Origin of the sequence: Streptomyces sp. ISL-43 (assembly GCF_018614195.1) — a bacterium.
Lineage (GTDB): Bacteria > Actinomycetota > Actinomycetes > Streptomycetales > Streptomycetaceae > Streptomyces.
Genome location: NZ_JAGGOT010000002.1, coordinates 270,460 through 291,928, shown reverse-complemented (window position 1 = coordinate 291,928; position 21,469 = coordinate 270,460). Strand labels below are relative to the sequence as shown.

Annotated in this window: 33 protein-coding genes; all 33 read left to right on the top strand. The window is 66.5% G+C overall.

What is annotated here, in order from left to right:
- Positions 1–74 precede the first annotated feature (74 nt).
- A complete protein-coding gene (locus J7F03_RS02020; RefSeq protein ID WP_214946850.1) occupies positions 75–2,678 on the top strand; it encodes a peptidoglycan recognition protein in 2,604 nt (867 codons plus the stop codon).
- A 74-nt stretch (positions 2,679–2,752) separates the two neighbouring features.
- Positions 2,753–3,892 carry a hypothetical protein gene (locus J7F03_RS02015; RefSeq protein ID WP_214946849.1) on the top strand — a complete coding sequence of 380 codons (1,140 nt, stop codon included), beginning with the start codon at positions 2,753–2,755 and terminating at the stop codon, positions 3,890–3,892.
- A 459-nt stretch (positions 3,893–4,351) separates the two neighbouring features.
- Positions 4,352–4,660 (top strand): 30S ribosomal protein S10, encoded by a 309-nt coding sequence (gene rpsJ / locus J7F03_RS02010; RefSeq protein WP_003948644.1) that lies wholly within the window; start codon positions 4,352–4,354, stop codon positions 4,658–4,660.
- A gap of 14 nt (positions 4,661–4,674) precedes the next feature.
- Positions 4,675–5,319, top strand: a complete 645-nt coding sequence (gene rplC, locus J7F03_RS02005) for a 50S ribosomal protein L3 (RefSeq protein ID WP_112447750.1) — start codon at positions 4,675–4,677, stop codon at positions 5,317–5,319.
- Between the two features lie 4 nt (positions 5,320–5,323).
- Complete coding sequence (rplD, locus tag J7F03_RS02000; RefSeq protein ID WP_214946848.1) at positions 5,324–5,974, top strand: 50S ribosomal protein L4; 651 nt, start codon at positions 5,324–5,326, stop codon at positions 5,972–5,974.
- The gene (gene rplW, locus J7F03_RS01995) at positions 5,974–6,297 is read left to right on the top strand and encodes a 50S ribosomal protein L23 (protein ID WP_214946847.1); all 324 of its coding nucleotides are present in this window, start codon (positions 5,974–5,976) and stop codon (positions 6,295–6,297) included. The genes rplD and rplW overlap by 1 nt, the downstream gene beginning before the upstream one ends.
- Before the next feature lie 39 nt (positions 6,298–6,336).
- Positions 6,337–7,173, top strand: coding sequence for a 50S ribosomal protein L2 (gene rplB, locus J7F03_RS01990; protein ID WP_112447748.1), 837 nt, complete (start codon positions 6,337–6,339; stop codon positions 7,171–7,173).
- A 12-nt stretch (positions 7,174–7,185) separates the two neighbouring features.
- Entirely contained in the window at positions 7,186–7,467 is a 282-nt protein-coding gene (gene rpsS / locus J7F03_RS01985) for a 30S ribosomal protein S19 (protein WP_112447747.1), read from the top strand.
- Positions 7,468–7,510: 43 nt separating this feature from the next.
- Positions 7,511–7,858 (top strand): 50S ribosomal protein L22, encoded by a 348-nt coding sequence (gene rplV / locus J7F03_RS01980; RefSeq protein ID WP_214946990.1) that lies wholly within the window; start codon positions 7,511–7,513, stop codon positions 7,856–7,858.
- Complete coding sequence (rpsC, locus tag J7F03_RS01975) at positions 7,858–8,700, top strand: 30S ribosomal protein S3 (RefSeq protein ID WP_214946846.1); 843 nt, start codon at positions 7,858–7,860, stop codon at positions 8,698–8,700. The genes rplV and rpsC overlap by 1 nt, the downstream gene beginning before the upstream one ends.
- Before the next feature lie 5 nt (positions 8,701–8,705).
- Entirely contained in the window at positions 8,706–9,125 is a 420-nt protein-coding gene (gene rplP, locus J7F03_RS01970; RefSeq protein ID WP_112447745.1) for a 50S ribosomal protein L16, read from the top strand.
- Positions 9,125–9,349 carry a 50S ribosomal protein L29 gene (rpmC, locus tag J7F03_RS01965; protein ID WP_008739703.1) on the top strand — a complete coding sequence of 75 codons (225 nt, stop codon included), beginning with the start codon at positions 9,125–9,127 and terminating at the stop codon, positions 9,347–9,349. The genes rplP and rpmC overlap by 1 nt, the downstream gene beginning before the upstream one ends.
- Positions 9,349–9,630, top strand: a complete 282-nt coding sequence (rpsQ, locus tag J7F03_RS01960) for a 30S ribosomal protein S17 (RefSeq protein ID WP_030008467.1) — start codon at positions 9,349–9,351, stop codon at positions 9,628–9,630. The genes rpmC and rpsQ overlap by 1 nt, the downstream gene beginning before the upstream one ends.
- A gap of 124 nt (positions 9,631–9,754) precedes the next feature.
- On the top strand, positions 9,755–10,123 hold the full coding sequence (rplN, locus tag J7F03_RS01955; RefSeq protein WP_003956455.1) for a 50S ribosomal protein L14: 369 nt from the start codon (positions 9,755–9,757) through the stop codon (positions 10,121–10,123).
- 2 nt (positions 10,124–10,125) lie between these two features.
- Positions 10,126–10,449, top strand: a complete 324-nt coding sequence (gene rplX / locus J7F03_RS01950; RefSeq protein ID WP_214946845.1) for a 50S ribosomal protein L24 — start codon at positions 10,126–10,128, stop codon at positions 10,447–10,449.
- A complete protein-coding gene (rplE, locus tag J7F03_RS01945; protein ID WP_030388859.1) occupies positions 10,449–11,000 on the top strand; it encodes a 50S ribosomal protein L5 in 552 nt (183 codons plus the stop codon). The genes rplX and rplE overlap by 1 nt, the downstream gene beginning before the upstream one ends.
- A gap of 5 nt (positions 11,001–11,005) precedes the next feature.
- Entirely contained in the window at positions 11,006–11,191 is a 186-nt protein-coding gene (locus tag J7F03_RS01940; protein WP_003956452.1) for a type Z 30S ribosomal protein S14, read from the top strand.
- A 223-nt stretch (positions 11,192–11,414) separates the two neighbouring features.
- On the top strand, positions 11,415–11,813 hold the full coding sequence (rpsH, locus tag J7F03_RS01935; protein ID WP_007265911.1) for a 30S ribosomal protein S8: 399 nt from the start codon (positions 11,415–11,417) through the stop codon (positions 11,811–11,813).
- Between the two features lie 20 nt (positions 11,814–11,833).
- Complete coding sequence (gene rplF / locus J7F03_RS01930; RefSeq protein WP_214946844.1) at positions 11,834–12,373, top strand: 50S ribosomal protein L6; 540 nt, start codon at positions 11,834–11,836, stop codon at positions 12,371–12,373.
- A 2-nt stretch (positions 12,374–12,375) separates the two neighbouring features.
- Positions 12,376–12,759 (top strand): 50S ribosomal protein L18, encoded by a 384-nt coding sequence (gene rplR, locus J7F03_RS01925; RefSeq protein WP_008739696.1) that lies wholly within the window; start codon positions 12,376–12,378, stop codon positions 12,757–12,759.
- 45 nt (positions 12,760–12,804) lie between these two features.
- Positions 12,805–13,410 (top strand): 30S ribosomal protein S5, encoded by a 606-nt coding sequence (gene rpsE, locus J7F03_RS01920; protein WP_214946843.1) that lies wholly within the window; start codon positions 12,805–12,807, stop codon positions 13,408–13,410.
- Entirely contained in the window at positions 13,410–13,592 is a 183-nt protein-coding gene (gene rpmD / locus J7F03_RS01915; protein ID WP_041985698.1) for a 50S ribosomal protein L30, read from the top strand. The genes rpsE and rpmD overlap by 1 nt, the downstream gene beginning before the upstream one ends.
- A gap of 1 nt (position 13,593) precedes the next feature.
- Positions 13,594–14,049: a 50S ribosomal protein L15 gene (gene rplO, locus J7F03_RS01910; RefSeq protein ID WP_214946842.1), complete on the top strand. Its 456-nt coding sequence runs from the start codon at positions 13,594–13,596 to the stop codon at positions 14,047–14,049.
- 186 nt (positions 14,050–14,235) lie between these two features.
- On the top strand, positions 14,236–15,549 hold the full coding sequence (secY, locus tag J7F03_RS01905; RefSeq protein WP_214946841.1) for a preprotein translocase subunit SecY: 1,314 nt from the start codon (positions 14,236–14,238) through the stop codon (positions 15,547–15,549).
- Positions 15,549–16,196 (top strand): adenylate kinase, encoded by a 648-nt coding sequence (locus J7F03_RS01900; protein WP_214946840.1) that lies wholly within the window; start codon positions 15,549–15,551, stop codon positions 16,194–16,196. Before secY ends, J7F03_RS01900 begins: the two co-directional genes overlap by 1 nt.
- A 93-nt stretch (positions 16,197–16,289) precedes the next feature.
- Positions 16,290–17,141 carry a type I methionyl aminopeptidase gene (gene map / locus J7F03_RS01895; protein WP_214946839.1) on the top strand — a complete coding sequence of 284 codons (852 nt, stop codon included), beginning with the start codon at positions 16,290–16,292 and terminating at the stop codon, positions 17,139–17,141.
- 141 nt (positions 17,142–17,282) lie between these two features.
- Entirely contained in the window at positions 17,283–17,504 is a 222-nt protein-coding gene (gene infA / locus J7F03_RS01890) for a translation initiation factor IF-1 (protein WP_003956442.1), read from the top strand.
- 74 nt (positions 17,505–17,578) lie between these two features.
- Positions 17,579–17,692 carry a 50S ribosomal protein L36 gene (gene rpmJ, locus J7F03_RS01885; protein ID WP_003956441.1) on the top strand — a complete coding sequence of 38 codons (114 nt, stop codon included), beginning with the start codon at positions 17,579–17,581 and terminating at the stop codon, positions 17,690–17,692.
- Between the two features lie 200 nt (positions 17,693–17,892).
- Positions 17,893–18,273, top strand: coding sequence for a 30S ribosomal protein S13 (gene rpsM, locus J7F03_RS01880; protein WP_008739674.1), 381 nt, complete (start codon positions 17,893–17,895; stop codon positions 18,271–18,273).
- A 54-nt stretch (positions 18,274–18,327) separates the two neighbouring features.
- Positions 18,328–18,732 carry a 30S ribosomal protein S11 gene (gene rpsK, locus J7F03_RS01875; protein WP_006376016.1) on the top strand — a complete coding sequence of 135 codons (405 nt, stop codon included), beginning with the start codon at positions 18,328–18,330 and terminating at the stop codon, positions 18,730–18,732.
- Positions 18,733–18,912: 180 nt separating this feature from the next.
- Positions 18,913–19,935, top strand: coding sequence for a DNA-directed RNA polymerase subunit alpha (locus J7F03_RS01870; protein ID WP_008739666.1), 1,023 nt, complete (start codon positions 18,913–18,915; stop codon positions 19,933–19,935).
- A gap of 106 nt (positions 19,936–20,041) precedes the next feature.
- On the top strand, positions 20,042–20,503 hold the full coding sequence (gene rplQ, locus J7F03_RS01865; RefSeq protein WP_030154710.1) for a 50S ribosomal protein L17: 462 nt from the start codon (positions 20,042–20,044) through the stop codon (positions 20,501–20,503).
- Between the two features lie 108 nt (positions 20,504–20,611).
- Positions 20,612–21,463: a tRNA pseudouridine(38-40) synthase TruA gene (gene truA, locus J7F03_RS01860; protein ID WP_214946838.1), complete on the top strand. Its 852-nt coding sequence runs from the start codon at positions 20,612–20,614 to the stop codon at positions 21,461–21,463.
- The last annotated feature ends 6 nt before the right edge of the window (positions 21,464–21,469 follow it).

The following is a 21,469-nucleotide window of genomic DNA, read 5'->3' as shown; positions in this document are numbered from 1 at the left end:
CATCCGGGCGGATCAGCTGTTTCACCTGAAGAGTTCGAAAAACAGGGGTTGGGGACAACTTGAGACTGGGTCGTGTGCGCGGTACCGCTCTGGCCACCGCACTCGGTGTGGCAGCGGTACTCGGTTTTCAAGGGATGGCGGGTGGATCCGGACCGGATTCCCCCGACGCCAAGGGGTCGGGGGAGGCGAAGGCGTACAGCGCCGGGGCCGAGCAGACCGGACCCGTCAAGGGCGAGATACGCAAGCTCGCCCTGCAGTCGAAGGGCGCCGGCGAGGCCGGACTGCCCCAGCAGGGGACCGAGCTCTTCGGCCTCCTCGGTGTGTCCTGGACGGACCCCGAGGCCGAGGTGAAGGGCACCATCGAGGCCCGCTCCCGTAGCGCGGAGACCGGGAAGTGGTCCAAGTGGATCGCCCTGGAACCCGCGGAGTCCGGGCTCGACGGCAAGCGCCCCGGCGCGCTCGGCGCCACCGAGCCCGTGTGGGTCGGCCCGTCGAACGGTGCCGAGGTGCGCGTGAAGGGCGGTGACCTCCCCGCCGGCCTGGAGCTGAACCTGGTGGACCCGGGCAATGGCGCCGCCAAGAAGAAGAAGGGCGATCTGCCCGCCCAGCCGGTGGCCTTCGCCGCCCCCGCGGTGGAACCCGGACCGGTCTCCACCGCGCCGCAGCCGAAGGTGGTCTCCCGGGTCGAGTGGGAGGCCGACGAGAGCCTGAGCAGCGAGGGCCCGCTCTACCTTGCCGGCGCCAAGATCAAGGCCGCCTTCGTCCACCACACCGTGAGTCAGGAGTACGACTGCTCGCAGTCCGCGGCCATCGTCCGGGCCATGCACGTGTACCACGTGACCGGACCGGAGAAGTGGCGCGACATCGGCTACAACTTCCTGGTCGACAAGTGCGGCACGATCTTCGAGGGCCGCAAGGGCGGCATCGACCAGCCGGTCCAGGGTGCGCACACCTACGGCTGGAACTCCGAGTCGACGGGCATCGCCGTCATCGGTGACTACCAGACCGCCGGGGCCTCGGCCGCCGCGCTCGAGTCGGTGTCCCAGATCGCGGCCTACAAGCTCGGCCAGTACGACGGCGACATGAACGGCACGACGACGCTGCGGGCCGGCGCCACGCAGACGAACAACTTCGGCGCCTCGTTCGTCGAGGGCCAGTCGTACACGTTCAAGACGCTCTCGGGCCACAAGGACGGCTTCAACACCGTGTGCCCGGGTGGCGGGCTCTACGACCAGCTGGGCACGATCCGGACCGCGGGTCCGGCCGCGCAGCTGAAGATCACCACGGTGAACGGGGCCGCGGCCGTGCCGGGCGCCGGTTACAAGTCCACCGGGCCGCTGACCCTCGACTGGACCACCAGCACGGACAACGGCCGGCTGGCCAAGTTCGACCTCCTGGTGGACGGCGTGTCGGCCGCGAGCACCCCGGGCACGGCCCGTACGGCGTCCGCGGTGCTGGCCACCGGCACCCACAAGATCCAGGTCCAGGCGACCGCCGTGAACGGCAAGGTCTCCACGAGCCTCCCGGTCACCGTCGTCGCGGACGTTCCGGTGGCGAAGGACGCCAAGTTCGTCCCGGTCACCCCGAAGCGCCTGATGGACACGCGTTCGGGTGAGGGTGTGGCGAAGGGGAAGGTCGGTCCGCAGGGTGTGGTGACCCTGCCGGTCGCGGGCACCAACGGCATCCCGGGGTCGGGCGTCACCGCGGTCGTGCTGAACGTGACCGCCACGAACCCGACGGCGGCGAGCTACGTATCGGTCTACCCGAGCGGCACGGTCCGCTCCAGCGCCTCGAACCTGAACGTCACGCCCGGTCTGACCATCCCGAACCTGGTGGTCGTGCCCGTGGTCGACGGCAAGGTCAGCTTCTTCAACAACGACGGCACCGTGGACCTGATCGCCGACGTCACCGGCTACTTCACGTCGACCGATCCGGGTTCCACGCACCTCAACATCGGTCCGAAGCGCCTGATGGACACCCGTTCGGGTGAGGGTGTGGCGAAGGGGAAGGTCGGTCCGCAGGGCGTGGTGACCCTGCCGGTCGCGGGGACCAACGGCATCCCGGACTCCGGTGTGACCGCGGTGGTGCTGAACGTGACCGCCACGAACCCGACGGCGGCGAGCTACGTGTCGGTGTACCCGAGCGGTACGACCCGCTCCAGTGCCTCGAACCTGAACTTCACGCCGGGCAAGACGATCCCGAACCTGGTGGTCGTGCCCGTGGTCGACGGGAAGGTCAGTTTCTACAACAACGACGGCACGGTTGACCTGATCGCCGACATCACGGGCTACTTCACCTCGGCCGGTACGGGTGCCACGCACGTCAACATCGGTCCGAAGCGCCTGATGGACACGCGTGCGGGTCTGGGCGTGCCGCAGGCCAAGGTCGGCGCGCAGGGTGTGGTGACCCTCTCGGTCGCCGGCGCCAACGGCATCCCGGCGACGGGCGTCACCGCCGTGGTGCTGAACGTGACCGCCACCAACCCGACGGCGGCGAGCTACGTGTCGGTGTACCCGAGCGGTACGACCCGCTCCAGTGCCTCGAACCTGAACTTCACGCCCGGCCAGACGATCCCGAACCTGGTGGTCGTGCCCGTGGTCGACGGGAAGGTCAGCTTCTTCAACAACGACGGCAGCGTCGATCTGATCGCGGACATCACCGGCTACTTCGCCAAGTAGCCCGGCGTTCCATCGGCGGGGGTCTCCTGGACACGGTCCGGGGGACCCCCGCCGCTACATCCAGGGGTGGGGACATGGCAGGGAACGACGAGGGCGCGCCGTCCGTCTCCGACGAGGAGTGGGCGCGGTTCATGGAGCAGGCCGCGGCGGGGACCGGCGGGGCGCCCCAGGAGCCGTCCGCGCGGGCGCGCGCGGTGGCCGCGCGGCTGCGCGAGGAGGAGGCCCGGGGCGGCTTCGGGCAGCCGCCCGGCCGGCGCACCGGTCCCGCCTGGCAGGAGACGACCCGGCGGGGGAGGGCGGGGCGCCGGCTCAAGGCGGGGCTGGCCATCGCCTTCGTCGTAGCCCTCGCGCTGATCGCCATCCGGCCCGAGCTGGTCATCGACAAGGTCACCGGCAAGGCCGGGCAGGACGCCAGGGCCGGGCAGCCGCTGCCCGCCGAGACGGTCCGGCCGAGCGCCGCCCCCACCGCGGTGGACCCGGACCGGCCGACGCCGGGGGAGCCCTTCAAGGGCTCCCCGGCCCTGCAATGGGCCGACGGGGACCTCGGCATCGAGGTCCCCGAGGCGACCGCCCTCGGCGGTCTGTCCAAGGAGCAGGTGGCGGACGGGCTGGCGCGGGCCAAGCAGTTCCTCGTGGCGGCCAACCTGGACCCGGCCACCCTGCGGGGCGAGCGCCCCCAGGCGGCGCTGGACCTGATCGACCCGGCCCAGGGGGAGCTGCTGGAGCGGCTGGAGCAGGCCCTGGCCCGGCCCGGGAAGGATCACGACCCGCTGCAGATGTTCGTACGTACCGACAGCGCCGAGGCCAGGCTCGTCGGGAACGTGGTGAAGGTGCGCGGCCGGCTGTCGTTCCAGCCCGGTGACGCGCCCGGCCAGGTGGACGTGCTCGCGGACTACACCTTCGTCTACCCGCTGGTGCAGGCGAAGGCCGGAGCCGACGAGGTCAGCAGGTCGATCGTGCGGCGCCAGATGAAGTTCACGCTCGCGGACCCGAAGAAGTGGCGGGTCGAGCCCGGCACGATCCAGCTCGGCGCCTACCTCTACGACATCGGCAACAGCGCTTGCTTCGTCTACGACGGCTACCTGCACCCGGTCTTCTCCAGCCAGGCGATGACGGGCCCGACCCCGTCCGGCACGCCCGTGGACCCGTACGACCGGAGCAAAGACCTGGCCGAGGCCACCGAGGAGGGGTGCGGGACGGTGTCCCGGACCTGACCCGGGCCCCGCAAGGGATCCCCGCAGCGTGGTGCAGTTTGACCACTCAGCGTGGCGGGGTATTCTCTTCGGCCCGATTGGCCAGGTACGTGCCTCGTATGGCAGACTACTCAAGTTGCTCGGCTGAGTGCCGATGCTGCGCGCCTCCCGCCGGGAGGACCGGAAGCGAGTCCCACAGTACTCGTCGCCTTACCTGCCTCTCGGGGCAGCAATGGGGCGGACGTACGGGAATCTTCTGGGAAGCGTCAGCACGGTGCCTGCCAGGTACTCGGTGGGTGTTCGCCCCCGATCTGCGGTCTTGGGACCGCGTCCCCTTGGACGAGGGAATTTCCGTATGGGAATTTTTTGTAGAGGGAGCGCGACACGCCCGACCGCGTGGGTCGGAGGAAAGCGGCGGAGTGATCCGCAGCCGGCCGAGAACCAGAGCGTTTCCACAACAGACAGGACTACGGAGTAGCCATGGCGGGACAGAAGATCCGCATCCGGCTCAAGGCCTACGACCACGAGGTCATCGATTCGTCGGCGAAGAAGATCGTCGAGACGGTGACGCGCACTGGTGCGTCGGTCGCGGGCCCGGTGCCGCTGCCCACTGAGAAGAACGTGTACTGCGTCATCAAGTCGCCGCACAAGTACAAGGACTCGCGCGAGCACTTCGAGATGCGCACTCACAAGCGCCTGATCGACATCCTCGACCCGACTCCCAAGACCGTTGACTCGCTGATGCGCCTGGACCTTCCGGCCGGCGTTGACATCGAGATCAAGCTCTGAGAGGCGTCGAGAAGATGGCAAAGCAGATCAAGGGCGTCCTGGGCGAGAAGCTCGGCATGACCCAGGTCTGGGACGAGAACAACCGTGTCGTCCCGGTGACCGTGGTCAAGGCCGGACCCTGCGTCGTTACCCAGGTCCGTAAGAACGAGATCGACGGCTACGAGTCGGTCCAGATCGCCTTCGGCGAGATCGACCCGCGCAAGGTGAACAAGCCCCTCAAGGGTCACTTCGCCAAGGCCGATGTAACCCCGCGCCGCCACCTGGTGGAGCTCCGCACCTCCGACGCCAGCGAGTACACGCTCGGCCAGGAGATCACCGCTGCTGTGTTCGAGTCCGGCGTCAAGGTTGACGTCACGGGCAACAGCAAGGGCAAGGGCTTCGCCGGTGTCATGAAGCGTCACAACTTCAAGGGCCTCGGCGCCGGCCACGGCGTGCAGCGCAAGCACCGCTCCCCCGGTTCGATCGGTGGCTGCGCCACCCCTGGGCGTGTCTTCAAGGGCATGCGCATGGCCGGTCGTATGGGTAACGAGCGTGTCACCACCCAGAACCTGACCATCCACGCGGTTGACGCGGAGAAGGGTCTGCTCCTTATCAAGGGTGCGGTCCCCGGTCCGAACGGCGGCCTCGTCCTGGTCCGTACCGCGGCCAAGGGGGCTTGAGGTAATGAGCACCATTGACATCCTTTCGCCGGCAGGCGACAAGGCCGGTACCGTCGAGCTCCCCGCGGAGATCTTCGACGCGAAGACCAGCATTCCGCTGATCCACCAGGTCGTTGTCGCTCAGCTGGCTGCTGCCCGTCAGGGCACGCACAAGACCAAGCGTCGTGGCGAAGTCCGTGGTGGTGGCCGCAAGCCGTACCGCCAGAAGGGCACCGGCCGCGCACGCCAGGGTTCGACCCGCGCTCCGCAGTTCGTAGGCGGTGGCGTCGTCCACGGCCCGCAGCCGCGTGACTACTCGCAGCGGACCCCGAAGAAGATGAAGGCCGCCGCTCTCCGTGGTGCCCTGTCGGACCGTGCGCGTCACTCCCGCATCCACATCGTCACCGGTGTGGTCGAGGGTGCCGCCTCCACGAAGGCCGCCAAGACGCTGTTCGGCAAGATCTCGGAGCGCAAGAACCTGCTCCTGGTCGTCGACCGCGCCGACGAGGCCGCGTGGCTGTCCGCCCGCAACCTGCCCCAGGTGCACATCCTGGAGCCGGGCCAGCTGAACACGTACGACGTGATCGTCTCTGACGACGTGGTCTTCACTCAGGCCGCTTTCGAGTCCTTCGTGTCTGGCCCCAAGGCCGATGAGACCGAAGGGAGCGACGCCTGATGTCTGAGGCGACCGTTACCAGCAAGACCTTCACCGACCCGCGCGACCTGCTGATCAAGCCGGTTGTCTCGGAGAAGAGCTACGCGCTGCTGGACGAGAACAAGTACACGTTCATCGTCGCGCCCGGCTCGAACAAGACCCAGATCAAGCAGGCCGTGGAAGCGGTCTTCTCGGTCAAGGTCACCGGGGTCAACACGATCAACCGTCAGGGTAAGCGCAAGCGCACCAAGACCGGTTTCGGCAAGCGCGCGAACACCAAGCGCGCCATCGTGACCCTCGCTGAGGGCGACCGAATCGACATCTTCGGCGGCCAGGCCTCCTAACGGAGGTCTAGTCGTCCGGAATCGGACGAGGACTGAGAAATGGGTATCCGCAAGTACAAGCCGACGACCCCGGGCCGTCGTGGCTCCAGCGTCGCCGACTTTGTCGAGATCACGCGGTCCACGCCGGAGAAGTCGCTGGTTCGCCCTCTGCACAGCAAGGGCGGCCGTAACAACACCGGCCGGATCACTGTTCGCCACCAGGGTGGTGGACACAAGCGCGCCTACCGCGTGATCGACTTCCGTCGTCACGACAAGGACGGCGTGCCGGCCAAGGTCGCGCACATCGAGTACGACCCCAACCGCACTGCGCGCATCGCGCTCCTGCACTACGCCGACGGTGAGAAGCGCTACATCATTGCGCCGAAGAACCTGAAGCAGGGTGACCGGATTGAGAACGGCCCCACGGCCGACATCAAGCCCGGTAACAACCTGGCGCTCCGCAACATCCCGGTCGGTACCACGATCCACGCGATCGAGCTCCGTCCCGGTGGTGGCGCGAAGTTCGCCCGCTCCGCTGGTGCCTCCGTGCAGCTGCTGGCGAAGGAGGGCACCATGGCCCACCTTCGTATGCCGTCCGGTGAGATCCGTCTCGTCGACGCGCGCTGCCGCGCGACCGTCGGTGAGGTCGGCAACGCCGAGCAGTCGAACATCAACTGGGGCAAGGCCGGCCGTATGCGCTGGAAGGGCGTTCGCCCCTCCGTCCGCGGTGTCGCGATGAACCCGGTCGACCACCCGCACGGTGGTGGTGAGGGTAAGACCTCCGGTGGTCGCCACCCGGTCTCCCCGTGGGGTCAGAAGGAGGGTCGTACTCGCTCGCCGAAGAAGGCTTCGAGCAAGTACATCGTCCGCCGCCGCAAGACGAACAAGAAGCGCTAGGAGCGGGTTTAGATGCCGCGCAGTCTCAAGAAGGGACCCTTCGTCGACGGACACCTCATCAAGAAGGTGGACGTTCAGAACGAAGCTGGTACCAAGACCGTCATTAAGACCTGGTCCCGTCGCTCGATGATCATCCCGGCCATGCTGGGTCACACCATCGCGGTGCACAACGGCAAGATCCACGTCCCGGTGTTCGTCACCGAGTCGATGGTCGGCCACAAGCTCGGCGAGTTCTCGCCGACTCGCACCTTCCGCGGCCACGTCAAGGACGACCGGAAGTCGAAGCGCCGCTAAAGGCGGGGTGGTTACGACTATGACTTACACCGAAGGGACAACCATGGAAGCCAGGGCCCAGGCGCGGTACATCCGCGTCACGCCCATGAAGGCCCGCCGAGTGGTGGACCTTATCCGTGGCATGGATGCCACGGAGGCTCAGGCGGTCCTGCGTTTCGCCCCGCAGGCCGCGAGCGTGCCGGTTGGCAAGGTGCTCGACAGCGCCATTGCCAATGCCGCACACAACTACAACCACCCGGACGCCACCACGCTGGTCATCAGCGAGGCGTACGTGGACGAGGGCCCGACCCTGAAGCGGTTCCGTCCGCGTGCACAGGGCCGTGCCTACCGGATCCGCAAGCGGACCAGCCACATCACCGTGGTCGTCAGCAGCAAGGAAGGTTCCCGGTAATGGGCCAGAAGGTAAACCCGCACGGGTTCCGGCTCGGCATCACCACCGACTTCAAGTCGCGTTGGTACGCCGACAAGCTGTACAAGGACTACGTCAAGGAAGACGTCGCCATCCGTCGGATGATGACGTCCGGCATGGAGCGCGCCGGCATCTCGAAGGTTGAGATCGAGCGCACCCGTGACCGCGTGCGTGTGGACATCCACACCGCTCGTCCGGGCATCGTCATCGGCCGCCGTGGCGCCGAGGCCGACCGCATCCGCGGTGACCTCGAGAAGCTCACGGGCAAGCAGGTCCAGCTGAACATCCTCGAGGTCAAGAACCCCGAGGTCGACGCTCAGCTGGTCGCGCAGGCCGTTGCCGAGCAGCTCTCCTCCCGCGTCTCCTTCCGTCGCGCCATGCGTAAGAGCATGCAGGGCACGATGAAGGCCGGCGCCAAGGGCATCAAGATCCAGTGCGGCGGTCGCCTCGGCGGCGCCGAGATGTCCCGCTCCGAGTTCTACCGCGAAGGCCGTGTGCCGCTGCACACCCTCCGCGCGAACGTGGACTACGGCTTCTTCGAGGCCAAGACCACCTTCGGCCGTATCGGTGTGAAGGTCTGGATCTACAAGGGCGACGTCAAGAACATCGCCGAGGTTCGCGCCGAGAACGCTGCGGCCCGTGCGGGTAACCGCCCGGCCCGTGGTGCGCAGGGCGCTGGCGACCGTCCCGCCGGCCGTGGTGGCCGTGGTGGCGAGCGCGGCGGCCGTGGTGGCCGCAAGCCGCAGCAGGCTGCTGGTGTCGAGGCCCCCAAGGCCGACGCTCCCGCCGCCGCTCCGGCCGAGAGCACCGGAACGGAGGCCTGACCGACATGCTGATCCCTCGTAGGGTCAAGCACCGCAAGCAGCACCACCCGAAGCGCAGCGGTATGGCCAAGGGCGGTACTGAGGTCTCGTTCGGCGAGTACGGCATCCAGGCGCTGACCCCGGCCTACGTGACGAACCGCCAGATCGAGGCGGCTCGTATCGCGATGACCCGCCACATCAAGCGTGGCGGCAAGGTCTGGATCAACATCTACCCGGACCGCCCCCTGACGAAGAAGCCTGCCGAGACCCGCATGGGTTCCGGTAAGGGTTCTCCCGAGTGGTGGATCGCGAACGTGCACCCGGGCCGGGTCATGTTCGAGCTGTCCTACCCGAACGAGAAGATTGCTCGTGAGGCGCTCACCCGCGCTGCTCACAAGCTTCCGATGAAGTGCCGGATTGTTCGGCGCGAGGCAGGTGAGTCGTGATGGCGACGGGAACCAAGGCGTCCGAGCTGCGTGAGCTCGGTAACGAGGAGCTCGTTGGCAAGCTGCGCGAGGCCAAGGAAGAGCTGTTCAAGCTGCGCTTCCAGGCGGCCACGGGTCAGCTGGAGAACAACGGCCGGCTCAAGTCCGTCCGTAAGGACATCGCTCGCATCTACACCCTGATGCACGAGCGTGAGCTCGGTATCGAGACGGTGGAGAGCGCCTGATGAGCGAGAACAACGTGACTGAGAAGACCGAGCGCGGTTTCCGCAAGACCCGTGAGGGTCTCGTCGTCAGCGACAAGATGGACAAGACCGTCGTCGTCGCCGTCGAGGACCGCGTGAAGCACGCCCTGTACGGCAAGGTCATCCGCCGTACGAACAAGCTCAAGGCTCACGACGAGCAGAACGCTGCCGGCGTCGGCGACCGCGTCCTCATCATGGAGACGCGTCCGCTGTCGGCGAGCAAGCGCTGGCGCATCGTCGAGATCCTCGAGAAGGCCAAGTAATTATCTGAGGCCCCGGGCAGCACGCCCGGGGGCCCCTCAGGTTCGTTCCGCCAGGCTCGGTGGGGGCGGTAGCTCTTCGGAGTGATGCCCCCGCCGGGAACCGGCAGACAAACAGGAGATAGACGTGATCCAGCAGGAGTCGCGACTGCGTGTCGCCGACAACACTGGTGCCAAGGAGATCCTTTGCATCCGTGTTCTCGGTGGCTCCGGTCGCCGCTACGCGGGCATCGGTGACGTCATCGTTGCCACCGTCAAGGACGCGATCCCCGGTGGCAACGTGAAGAAGGGTGACGTCGTCAAGGCGGTCATCGTTCGCACCGTGAAGGAACGCCGCCGCCAGGACGGCTCGTACATCCGCTTCGACGAGAACGCCGCCGTCATTCTGAAGAACGACGGCGACCCTCGCGGCACCCGTATCTTCGGCCCGGTGGGCCGTGAGCTGCGCGAGAAGAAGTTCATGAAGATCATCTCGCTCGCGCCGGAGGTGCTGTAAGCATGAAGATCAAGAAGGGCGACCTGGTTCAGGTCATCACCGGTAAGGACAAGGGCAAGCAGGGCAAGGTCATCATGGCCATCCCTACTGAGAACCGTGTCCTCGTCGAGGGTGTCAACCGGGTCAAGAAGCACACCAAGGCCGGCCAGACCGCTGGTGGCTCGCAGACCGGCGGCATCGTGATCGTCGAGGCGCCGATCCACGTCAGCAACGTTCAGCTGGTTGTGGAGAAGGACGGCCAGAAGGTCGTTACCCGCGTCGGTTTCCGCTTCGATGACGAGGGCAACAAGATCCGCGTTGCCAAGCGGACGGGTGAGGACATCTGATGGCTACCACTCCGCGTCTCAAGACGAAGTACCGCGAGGACATCGCGGGCAAGCTGCGTGAAGAGTTCTCCTACGAGAACGTCATGCAGATTCCCGGCCTCGTGAAGATCGTGGTCAACATGGGTGTGGGCGACGCCGCCCGCGACTCCAAGCTGATCGACGGCGCCATCAAGGACCTGACGACGATCACCGGTCAGAAGCCGGCCGTCACGAAGGCCCGCAAGTCCATCGCGCAGTTCAAGCTGCGCGAGGGTCAGCCGATCGGCTGCCACGTCACCCTCCGTGGTGACCGCATGTGGGAGTTCCTGGACCGTACGCTGTCGCTCGCGCTGCCGCGTATCCGTGACTTCCGTGGTCTGTCGCCGAAGCAGTTCGACGGCCGTGGCAACTACACCTTCGGTCTCACGGAGCAGGTCATGTTCCACGAGATCGACCAGGACAAGATCGACCGTACCCGGGGTATGGACATCACCGTGGTCACCACGGCGACCAACGACGACGAGGGCCGCGCCCTCCTTCGTCACCTCGGCTTCCCCTTCAAGGAGGCGTAAGCGAGATGGCGAAGAAGGCTCTCATCGCGAAGGCTGCCCGTAAGCCCAAGTTCGGTGTGCGTGCGTACACCCGCTGCCAGCGCTGCGGTCGCCCCCACTCCGTGTACCGCAAGTTCGGCCTGTGCCGCGTCTGCCTTCGTGAGATGGCTCACCGTGGCGAGCTGCCGGGCGTGACCAAGAGCTCCTGGTAATTCCCTCTCGTCCGCAAGGACTTGGGAACTTCCAGGCACTCTCGGTAAGCATCTGGACGGCGGATGCCCGGCCCCGCATGCCTTAGGCTTGTGTGGTTGGGCGTCCGCCGCCCATAACGACTTACTACGCCGTAGGTCCCCGCACCGCACCCGTCCCGCCACTGAGTGGGGAGAGGGATGGCGCATACAGGAAACCCCGGCGAGAGAGGCCGAAGGCCACTTCATGACCATGACTGACCCGATCGCAGACATGCTGACCCGTCTGCGTAACGCTAACTCGGCGTACCACGACACCGTGGTGATGCCGCACAGCAAGATCAAGTCGCACATCGCAGAGATCCTCAAGCAGGAGGGTTTCATCACCGGCTGGAAGGTCGAGGACGCCGAGGTCGGCAAGAACCTCGTCCTCGAGCTGAAGTTCGGGCCGAACCGTGAGCGCTCCATCGCGGGCATCAAGCGGATCTCGAAGCCCGGTCTGCGCGTGTACGCAAAGTCCACCAACCTGCCGAAGGTCCTCGGCGGCCTGGGCGTGGCGATCATCTCCACGTCCCATGGTCTCCTGACCGGCCAGCAGGCAGGCAAGAAGGGCGTAGGTGGGGAAGTCCTCGCCTACGTCTGGTAGTCGGGAACGGAGGAAAAGCAATGTCGCGAATCGGCAAGCTCCCCATCCAGGTTCCCGCCGGTGTGGACGTCACCATCGATGGCCGCACGGTCGCGGTGAAGGGCCCCAAGGGTTCCCTCTCGCACACCGTCGCTGCGCCCATCGAGATCGTCAAGGGTGAGGAAGGCGTTCTGAACGTCATCCGCCCCAACGACGAGCGTCAGAACAAGGCCCTGCACGGCCTGTCCCGCACGCTGGTGGCGAACATGATCACCGGCGTGACCGCGGGTTACGTCAAGGCGCTCGAGATCAGCGGTGTCGGTTACCGCGTCGCCGCGAAGGGCTCCAACCTGGAGTTCCAGCTTGGCTACAGCCACCCGATCCTGATCGAGGCGCCCGAGGGCATCTCCTTCAAGGTCGAGTCGCCCACCAAGTTCTCGGTCGAGGGCATCGACAAGCAGAAGGTCGGCGAGGTCGCCGCCAACATCCGCAAGCTGCGGAAGCCCGACCCGTACAAGGCCAAGGGTGTCAAGTACGCCGGCGAAGTCATCCGCCGCAAGGTCGGAAAGGCTGGTAAGTAGCCATGGCATACGGTGTAAAGATCGCCAAGGGCGACGCGTACAAGCGTGCCGCCAAGGCCCGCCGCCACATCCGCATCCGCAAGAACGTCTCGGGTACGGCGGAGCGTCCGCGCCTCGTCGTGACGCGTTCGAACCGCAACATCGTTGCTCAGGTCATCGACGACCTCCAGGGTCACACCCTGGCGTCCGCGTCGACCCTGGACACCTCGATCCGCGGTGGCGAAGGCGACAAGAGCGCCCAGGCCCAGGCCGTCGGCGCGCTCGTCGCCGAGCGTGCCAAGGCTGCGGGTGTCGAGACCGTCGTGTTCGACCGCGGTGGCAACCGATACGCCGGGCGCATTGCCGCTCTGGCTGACGCCGCCCGCGAAGCCGGGCTGAAGTTCTAAGCCCCGGTTCCGGGACTCACGGACGTAACAGAGAGAGGTAATCCAATGGCTGGACCCCAGCGCCGCGGAAGCGGTGCCGGTGGCGGCGAGCGGCGGGACCGGAAGGGTCGCGACGGTGGCCCTGCCGCCGAGAAGACCGCTTACGTTGAGCGCGTTGTCGCGATCAACCGCGTCGCCAAGGTTGTCAAGGGTGGTCGCCGCTTCAGCTTCACCGCGCTGGTCGTGGTGGGCGACGGTGACGGCACTGTAGGTGTCGGTTACGGCAAGGCCAAGGAAGTTCCCGCGGCCATCGCCAAGGGTGTCGAGGAAGCCAAGAAGTCCTTCTTCAAGGTTCCGCGCATCCAGGGCACGATTCCTCACCCGATCACGGGCGAGCGTGCCGCTGGCGTCGTGCTCCTGAAGCCGGCTTCCCCCGGTACCGGCGTTATCGCCGGTGGCCCGGTGCGCGCCGTTCTGGAGTGCGCCGGCGTTCACGACATCCTGTCGAAGTCGCTCGGTTCGTCGAACGCGATCAACATCGTGCACGCGACCGTGGCTGCGCTCAAGGGCCTGCAGCGTCCCGAGGAGATCGCGGCTCGCCGTGGTCTGCCCCTCGAGGACGTCGCCCCCGCCGCGCTCCTTCGTGCACGTGCTGCGGGAGCGGGTGCGTAATGGCCCGTCTCAAGATCACGCAGACGAAGTCGTACATCGGCAGCAAGCAGAACCACCGCGACACTCTGCGTTCGCTCGGGCTCAAGCGCCTGAACGACGTGGTCGTCAAGGAGGACCGCCCCGAGTTCCGCGGAATGGCTAACACCGTCCGCCACCTCGTGACGGTTGAGGAGGTTGACTAACATGGCTGAGAACAGCCCGCTGAAGGCCCACAACCTCCGTCCCGCCCCCGGTGCCAAGACCGCGAAGACCCGTGTCGGTCGTGGTGAGGCGTCGAAGGGTAAGACGGCTGGTCGTGGTACGAAGGGCCAGAAGGCCCGCTACCAGATCCCGGTGCGCTTCGAGGGTGGGCAGATGCCCCTCCACATGCGCCTGCCGAAGCTCAAGGGCTTCAAGAACCCGTTCCGCACCGAGTTCCAGGTCGTGAACCTGGACAAGCTCGGCGCTCTCTACCCCGAGGGTGGAGAAGTCACGGTGGCCGACCTGGTCGCCAAGGGCGCGGTTCGCAAGAACAGCCTCGTCAAGGTCCTGGGCCAGGGCGAGATCTCCGTGGCGCTGCAGGTTTCGGTTGACGCCGTCTCCGGCTCCGCCAAGGAGAAGATTGCCGCCGCTGGTGGCACCGTGACCGAGCTCGTCTAAGACGAACTCAGTGACAAATAGCTAGAAACCCGACCGGGGATGCCTCACATATGGGGCATCCCCGGTTGGTCGTTCCATGGGGGCCGCAGACGCCGGTAAGGTGGCCTGCACCTTTGCATGTACGTAATCGTCGATCCCTCAGACCGTCACCTCTGACGCAGTAGCGCGGGGGTCGCAGGAGGCACCGTGCTCACCGCGTTCGCCCGGGCGTTCAAGACGCCCGACCTGCGCAAGAAGCTGCTCTTTACGCTCAGCATCATCGTGCTGTATCGGCTCGGGTCCCACATCCCGGTACCCGGCGTGAGCTACAAGAACGTTCAGATCTGTGTTGACCAGGCAGGCAGCAGCAATGGCCTCTTCGGTCTCGTCAACATGTTCAGCGGCGGTGCGCTGCTGCAGATCACGATCTTCGCGCTCGGCATCATGCCCTACATCACGGCGAGCATCATTCTGCAGCTGCTGACCGTGGTCATCCCGAAGCTGGAGACCCTCAAGAAAGAGGGTCAGTCCGGCACGTCGAAGATCACTCAGTACACGCGCTATCTGACGGTCGCGCTCGCGATCCTGCAGGGCACCGGCCTCGTCGCCACCGCCCGCAGCGGCGCCCTCTTCCAGGGCTGCCAGGTCAAAGACCAGATCGTTCCGGACCGATCGATTTTCACCACCGTCGTCATGGTGCTCACCATGACCGCGGGTACCTGCCTCGTCATGTGGCTCGGTGAGCTCATCACCGACCGCGGCATCGGCAACGGTATGTCGATCCTTATGTTCATCTCGATCGCCGCGGGCTTCGTCGGCGCCCTGTGGCAGATCAAGCTCCAGGGCAAGATCGCGGACGGCTGGGTCGAGTTCGGCGTGGTCATCCTGGTCGGCCTCGCGATGGTGGCCCTCGTGGTCTTCGTCGAACAGGCGCAGCGACGGATCCCCGTCCAGTACGCGAAGCGCATGATCGGCCGGCGTGCGTACGGCGGCACCTCGACGTACATCCCGCTCAAGGTGAACCAGGCCGGTGTCATCCCGGTCATCTTCGCCTCGTCGCTGCTGTACATCCCGGCACTGATCGTCCAGTTCAGCGGTTCCACCGCCGGCTGGGCGAACTGGATCAGCAAGCACTTCGTCAAGGGCGACCACCCGTACTACATCGCCACCTACTTCCTCCTGATCGTTTTCTTCGCGTTCTTCTACGTGGCGATCTCGTTCAACCCCGAGGAAGTTGCAGACAACATGAAGAAGTATGGTGGGTTCATCCCGGGCATTCGCGCCGGTCGGCCCACCGCCGAGTACCTCAGCTACGTACTCAACCGGATCACCTGGCCGGGGTCGCTGTACCTGGGTCTCATCGCTCTTGTGCCGACGATGGCGTTGGCGGGCTTCGGGGCGAACCAGAACTTCCCGTTCGGCGGGACGAGCATCCTGATCATCGTGGGTGTGGGTCTGGAAACCGTGAAGCAGATCGAGAGCCAGCTCCAGCAGCGTAATTACGAAGGGTTCCTCCGCTGATGCGAATCGTCCTCGTCGGACCGCCCGGTGCGGGCAAGGGAACGCAGGCGACTGTCCTTGCCACGACCTTGTCGGTCCCGCACATCTCCACGGGCGACCTGTTCCGGGCCAACATCAGTCAGGGCACCGAGCTGGGCCGGCGTGCCAAGGCGTTCATGGACGCCGGCGACCTCGTCCCGGACGAGATCACCATCGGCATGGCCAAGGACCGCATGGAGCAGCCCGACGCGGCAGCCGGCTTCCTGCTCGACGGCTTCCCGCGCAACGTGTCGCAGGCCGAGGCCCTCGACGTGATGCTCAAGGCCGAGGGCATGAACCTCGACGCCGTCCTCGACCTGGAGGTCGAGGAGGATGAGGTCGTCAAGCGCCTCGCCGGCCGCCGTACGTGCCGCAACGACAGCGCGCACGTCTTCCACGTCGCGTACCGCCCGCCGAAGGTCGAGGGTGTCTGCGACATCTGCGGCGGCGAGCTGTACGTGCGCGAGGACCAGTCCGAGGACGCGGTCCGCAACCGGCTGGACGTCTACCACACGCAGACCGAGCCGATCATCGACTACTACAAGGCCCAGGGCCTCGTGTCGACGATCCCGGCCCTGGGTGAGGTCAAGGACGTCACGCAGCGCGCGATGGACGCCCTGAAGAAGTAGCTCCCCCTGTAGTGCAGCCCCGGCCGCGGTGTCCCCAGGACGCCGCGGCCGTACTGTTGAGAAGACCCGAATCCGAAGGTGGAAGGCCCGTTCATGGTGCAGATCAAGACCCCCGAGCAGATCGTCAAGATGCGCGAGGCGGGACTGGTCGTCGCGGCGATCCACGCTGCGACTCGTGAGGCGGCCGTGCCGGGCGCGACGACGCGCGATCTGGACATGGTGGCCCGCAAGGTCATCGCGGACGCCGGCGCCAAGTCGAACTTCCTCGGCTACGGCGGCTTCCCCGCGACCATCTGCACCTCGGTCAACGAGGTCGTCGTCCACGGCATCCCCGACGACAAGACGGTCCTCAAGGACGGCGACATCATCTCGATCGACGCCGGCGCCATCGTCGACGGCTGGCACGGCGACGCCGCGTACACCGCCTTCGTGGGCACTGGGCACGCCCCTGAGCTCCTGGAGCTCTCCCGGGTGACCGAGGAGTCCATGTGGGCCGGCATCGCCGCCATGAAGCTCGGCAACCGCCTCGTGGACATCTCGAAGGCGATCGAGACCTACATCAAGCGCCAGCCGCGCCCGAGCACCGGTGAGCACAGCCTCGGCAAGTTCGGGATCATCGAGGACTACGGCGGCCACGGCATCGGGACCGAGATGCACATGGACCCCCACCTGCTGAACTACGTCTCGCGCAAGCGGGGCAAGGGGATCAAGCTCGTCCCGGGCATCTGCCTGGCGATCGAGCCGATGGTCTCCCTGGGCACGGCCCAGACGGAGGTCCTGGCGGACGACTGGACGGTCATCACCACGGACGGGACCTGGTCCTCGCACTGGGAGCACTCCATCGCCCTGACCGAGGAGGGCCCCCTCGTGCTGACCTCGCCGGACTGCGGCAAGGCCCGCTTGGCGGCCTACGGCGTGTCCACCGCGCCGGACCCCCTTGGTTAATGATCTAGTCTCTAGGGCAAACTTTCCGGATTCGTCTTTCTGGGTGCCCTGACGTAGACTGACTCGTCGGCTCCTTTGCACCCGCATGTCCGCATGCGAAGCGGAGGAGCTGATCAAGGTAGCCGATTCGAAAGGCGAAGCGTGGCCAAGAAGCAAGGTGCCATCGAAATCGAGGGCACCGTGATCGAGTCCCTCCCGAACGCGATGTTCAAGGTGGAACTCCAGAACGGTCACAAGGTCCTCGCGCACATCAGCGGGAAGATGCGCATGCACTACATCCGCATCCTCCCTGATGACCGGGTCGTCGTGGAGCTGTCTCCGTACGACCTGACGCGTGGCCGGATCGTCTACCGATACAAGTAGATCTTGTCTTCACTCCCGTCCGGACGTCTTGTCCCGGCGCGGGTGGTGGCACTGACCCGGAGAACCTCACCAACATGAAGGTCAAGCCGAGCGTCAAGAAGATCTGCGACAAGTGCAAGGTGATCCGCCGTCACGGTCGGGTCATGGTCATCTGCGACAACCTGCGCCACAAGCAGCGCCAGGGCTGACGCACGCCGACCGACCTGCACTACGCAGTTCTTCGCGCGACGTAAGAAAACGTACATACGCAGAACCCGCCCAGTCCTGACCAGGACCGGCGGCACCTCCGGCGGGGGCCGGGGACCCGGACGTACCACCACCCAACAGGTGTGGTCGGCGGTCGGGGTTCGGTTCTGCGGAAGACCCCCGAACACACAGGAGCCATTGAATGGCACGCGTTTCCGGTGTTGACATCCCGCGCGAAAAGCGTGTGGAGATCGCACTTACCTACGTCTTCGGTGTCGGTCGCACCCGGTCCAAGGAAATCCTTGCGGCCACCGGTGTGAACCCCGACACCCGCGTTCGTGACCTGGCCGAAGAGGACCTGGTCAAGATCCGCGAGTACGTGGACGCCAACCTCCGCACCGAGGGTGACCTCCGCCGCGAGATCCAGGCTGACATCCGCCGCAAGGTCGAGATCCAGTGCTACCAGGGTATTCGCCACCGTCGTGGCCTGCCCGTGCACGGTCAGCGCACCAGCACGAACGCTCGTACCCGCAAGGGTCCGCGTCGCGCGATCGCCGGTAAGAAGAAGCCGGGCAAGAAGTAGTCCTGTTCAGCGGTCTTGCGCTGTAGGACCGACCACCTCCCGTAGGAGATTTAGATGCCCCCCAAGGGTCGTCAGGGCGCTGCCAAGAAGGTGCGCCGCAAGGAAAAGAAGAACGTCGCTCATGGGCACGCCCACATCAAGAGCACGTTCAACAACACCATCGTCTCGATCACGGACCCCGCGGGCAACGTGATCTCCTGGGCCTCCGCCGGCCACGTCGGCTTCAAGGGCTCGCGCAAGTCCACCCCCTTCGCCGCGCAGATGGCCGCCGAGTCGGCCGCCCGTCGCGCGCAGGAGCACGGCATGCGCAAGGTCGACGTCTTCGTCAAGGGTCCCGGCTCCGGCCGTGAGACCGCGATCCGCTCCCTGCAGGCCACTGGCCTGGAGGTCGGCTCGATCCAGGACGTCACCCCCACCCCGCACAACGGCTGCCGTCCGCCGAAGCGCCGCCGCGTCTGATCCGGGGCGGCGCGATCCGCGCCGCCGCGTCAGCGCAGTGGACGCACTTGTGCGTCTTTGAGTGTCCGGGCGGTACGAACCCCTCACGGGGGACGTACCGCCCGTACCCTTGTAGTCCGCAGCCCCGTGCTGCACCCGTCGGGCGTCAAATAGTGGGCGTCCACGAATGAAGGAATCAACATGCTTATCGCTCAGCGTCCCTCGCTGACCGAAGAGGTCGTAGACGAGTACCGCTCGCGGTTCGTGATCGAGCCGCTCGAGCCGGGCTTCGGCTACACCCTCGGCAACTCGCTCCGCCGTACGCTCCTGTCCTCGATCCCGGGTGCCGCTGTCACCAGCATCCGCGTGGACGGCGTCCTGCACGAGTTCACCACCGTGCCGGGTGTCAAGGAAGACGTCACCGACATCATCCTCAACATCAAGCAGCTGGTCGTCTCCTCGGAGCACGACGAGCCGGTCGTGATGTACCTGCGCAAGCAGGGTCCCGGCCTGGTCACCGCTGCCGACATCGCGCCCCCGGCCGGTGTCGAGGTGCACAACCCGGACCTGGTCCTCGCCACGCTCAACGGCAAGGGCAAGCTGGAGATGGAGCTGACCGTCGAGCGCGGTCGCGGCTACGTCTCCGCCGTCCAGAACAAGCAGCTGGGCCAGGAGATCGGTCGCATCCCGATCGACTCCATCTACAGCCCGGTCCTCAAGGTCACCTACAAGGTCGAGGCGACCCGAGTCGAGCAGCGCACCGACTTCGACAAGCTGATCGTCGACGTCGAGACCAAGCAGGCCATGCGCCCGCGCGACGCCATGGCGTCCGCCGGCAAGACCCTGGTCGAGCTCTTCGGTCTGGCGCGCGAGCTCAACATCGACGCCGAGGGCATCGACATGGGCCCCTCGCCGACGGACGCGGCCCTGGCCGCCGATCTGGCACTGCCGATCGAGGAGCTCGAGCTCACGGTCCGCTCGTACAACTGCCTCAAGCGCGAGGGCATCCACTCCGTGGGTGAGCTCGTCGCCCGCTCCGAGGCCGACCTGCTCGACATCCGCAACTTCGGTGCGAAGTCGATCGACGAGGTCAAGGCGAAGCTGGCCGGCATGGGCCTGGCCCTCAAGGACAGCCCGCCCGGATTCGACCCGACCGCCGCCGCCGACGCCTTCGGCGCCGACGACGACGCGGACGCCGGTTTCGTCGAGACCGAGCAGTACTAGAAAAGCTTGTGGGGGGCTCACGCCCCCCACACCCCCTCCTGCGACCGCCTGAGGGAACTGACACCGGTACCTGACACGGCCGGTGCAGATATGAAGGAGTATGACCATGCCGCGTCCCGCAAAGGGTGCCCGCCTGGGCGGCAGCGCCGCGCACGAGAAGCACCTCCTCGCGAACCTCGCGAAGGCGCTCTTCGAGCACGGCCGCATCACCACCACCGAGGCCAAGGCCCGTCGCCTGCGTCCCTACGCCGAGCGTCTGGTGACCAAGGCCAAGAAGGGCGACATCCACAACCGTCGCCTGGTGCTGCAGACGATCACGGACAAGAGCATCGTGCACACGCTGTTCACCGAGATCGCCCCGCGCTACGAGAACCGCCCCGGTGGTTACACGCGCATCACCAAGATCGGCAACCGTCGTGGCGACAACGCCCCGATGGCCGTGATCGAGCTGGTCGAGGCCCTTACGGTCGCCCAGCAGGCCACTGGTGAGGCCGAGGCCGCCACCAAGCGCGCGGTCAAGGAGGCGGAGGCTGTCGAGACCCCCGCCGAGGAGACCAAGGAGGCCTGATCCTTCGGGATCACGCTTGCTTGAACGGCTCTGAACGGGCCCGCCCCTTTCCCGGGGCGGGCCCGTTCTGGCGTTGTGAAGAAGATTTCGCCTGAGAGGATCTGTCACGTGAGTGACGAGGTGGAGCCCGGACACGTCCGGGTCAGGCTGGACCTGAGCTACGACGGCAAGGACTTCTCCGGCTGGGCGAAGCAGCGGGTGCTGCGGACCGTGCAGGGCGAGCTGGAGTCGGCCCTGCAGACCGTGATGCGGCTGCCCGACCCGGTCGAGCTGACCGTGGCCGGCCGTACGGACGCGGGCGTGCACGCGCGCGGGCAGGTCGCGCAGTTCGACGTGCGCGACGAGGTGTGGGCCGAGCACCACGACAAGCTGCTGCGCCGCCTCGCGGGGCGGCTGCCGCACGACATCCGGGTGTGGAAGGCCGCCGAGGCCCCCGCCGGCTTCAACGCGCGCTTCTCCGCCATCTGGCGCCGCTACGCCTACCGCGTCGGCGACCACCAGTCCGGCGTCGACCCGCTGCGCCGCGGCCACGTGCTCTGGTACCAGTGGCCGCTCGACGTGGACGCCATGAACGAGGCCGCCTCCGCGCTGGTCGGCGAGCACGACTTCGCCGCGTACTGCAAGAAGCGCGAGGGGGCCACGACGATCCGTACGCTCCAGCAGCTCAGCTGGGAGCGGGGCGAGGACGGGATCATCACCGCGACCGTCCGCGCCGACGCCTTCTGCCACAACATGGTCCGCTCGCTGGTCGGTGCCCTGCTGCACGTGGGCGACGGCCATCGGACGGCCGACTGGCCCGGGAAGGTGCTGGCCGCGGCCGTACGGGATTCCTCGGTGCACGTGGTCAAGCCGCACGGGCTGACGCTGGAGGAGGTCGGCTACCCCGCCGACGAGCTGCTGGCCGCCCGCAGCAAGGAGGCGCGGAACCTGCGCACCCTGCCCGGCAAGGGCTGCTGCTAATCAGTT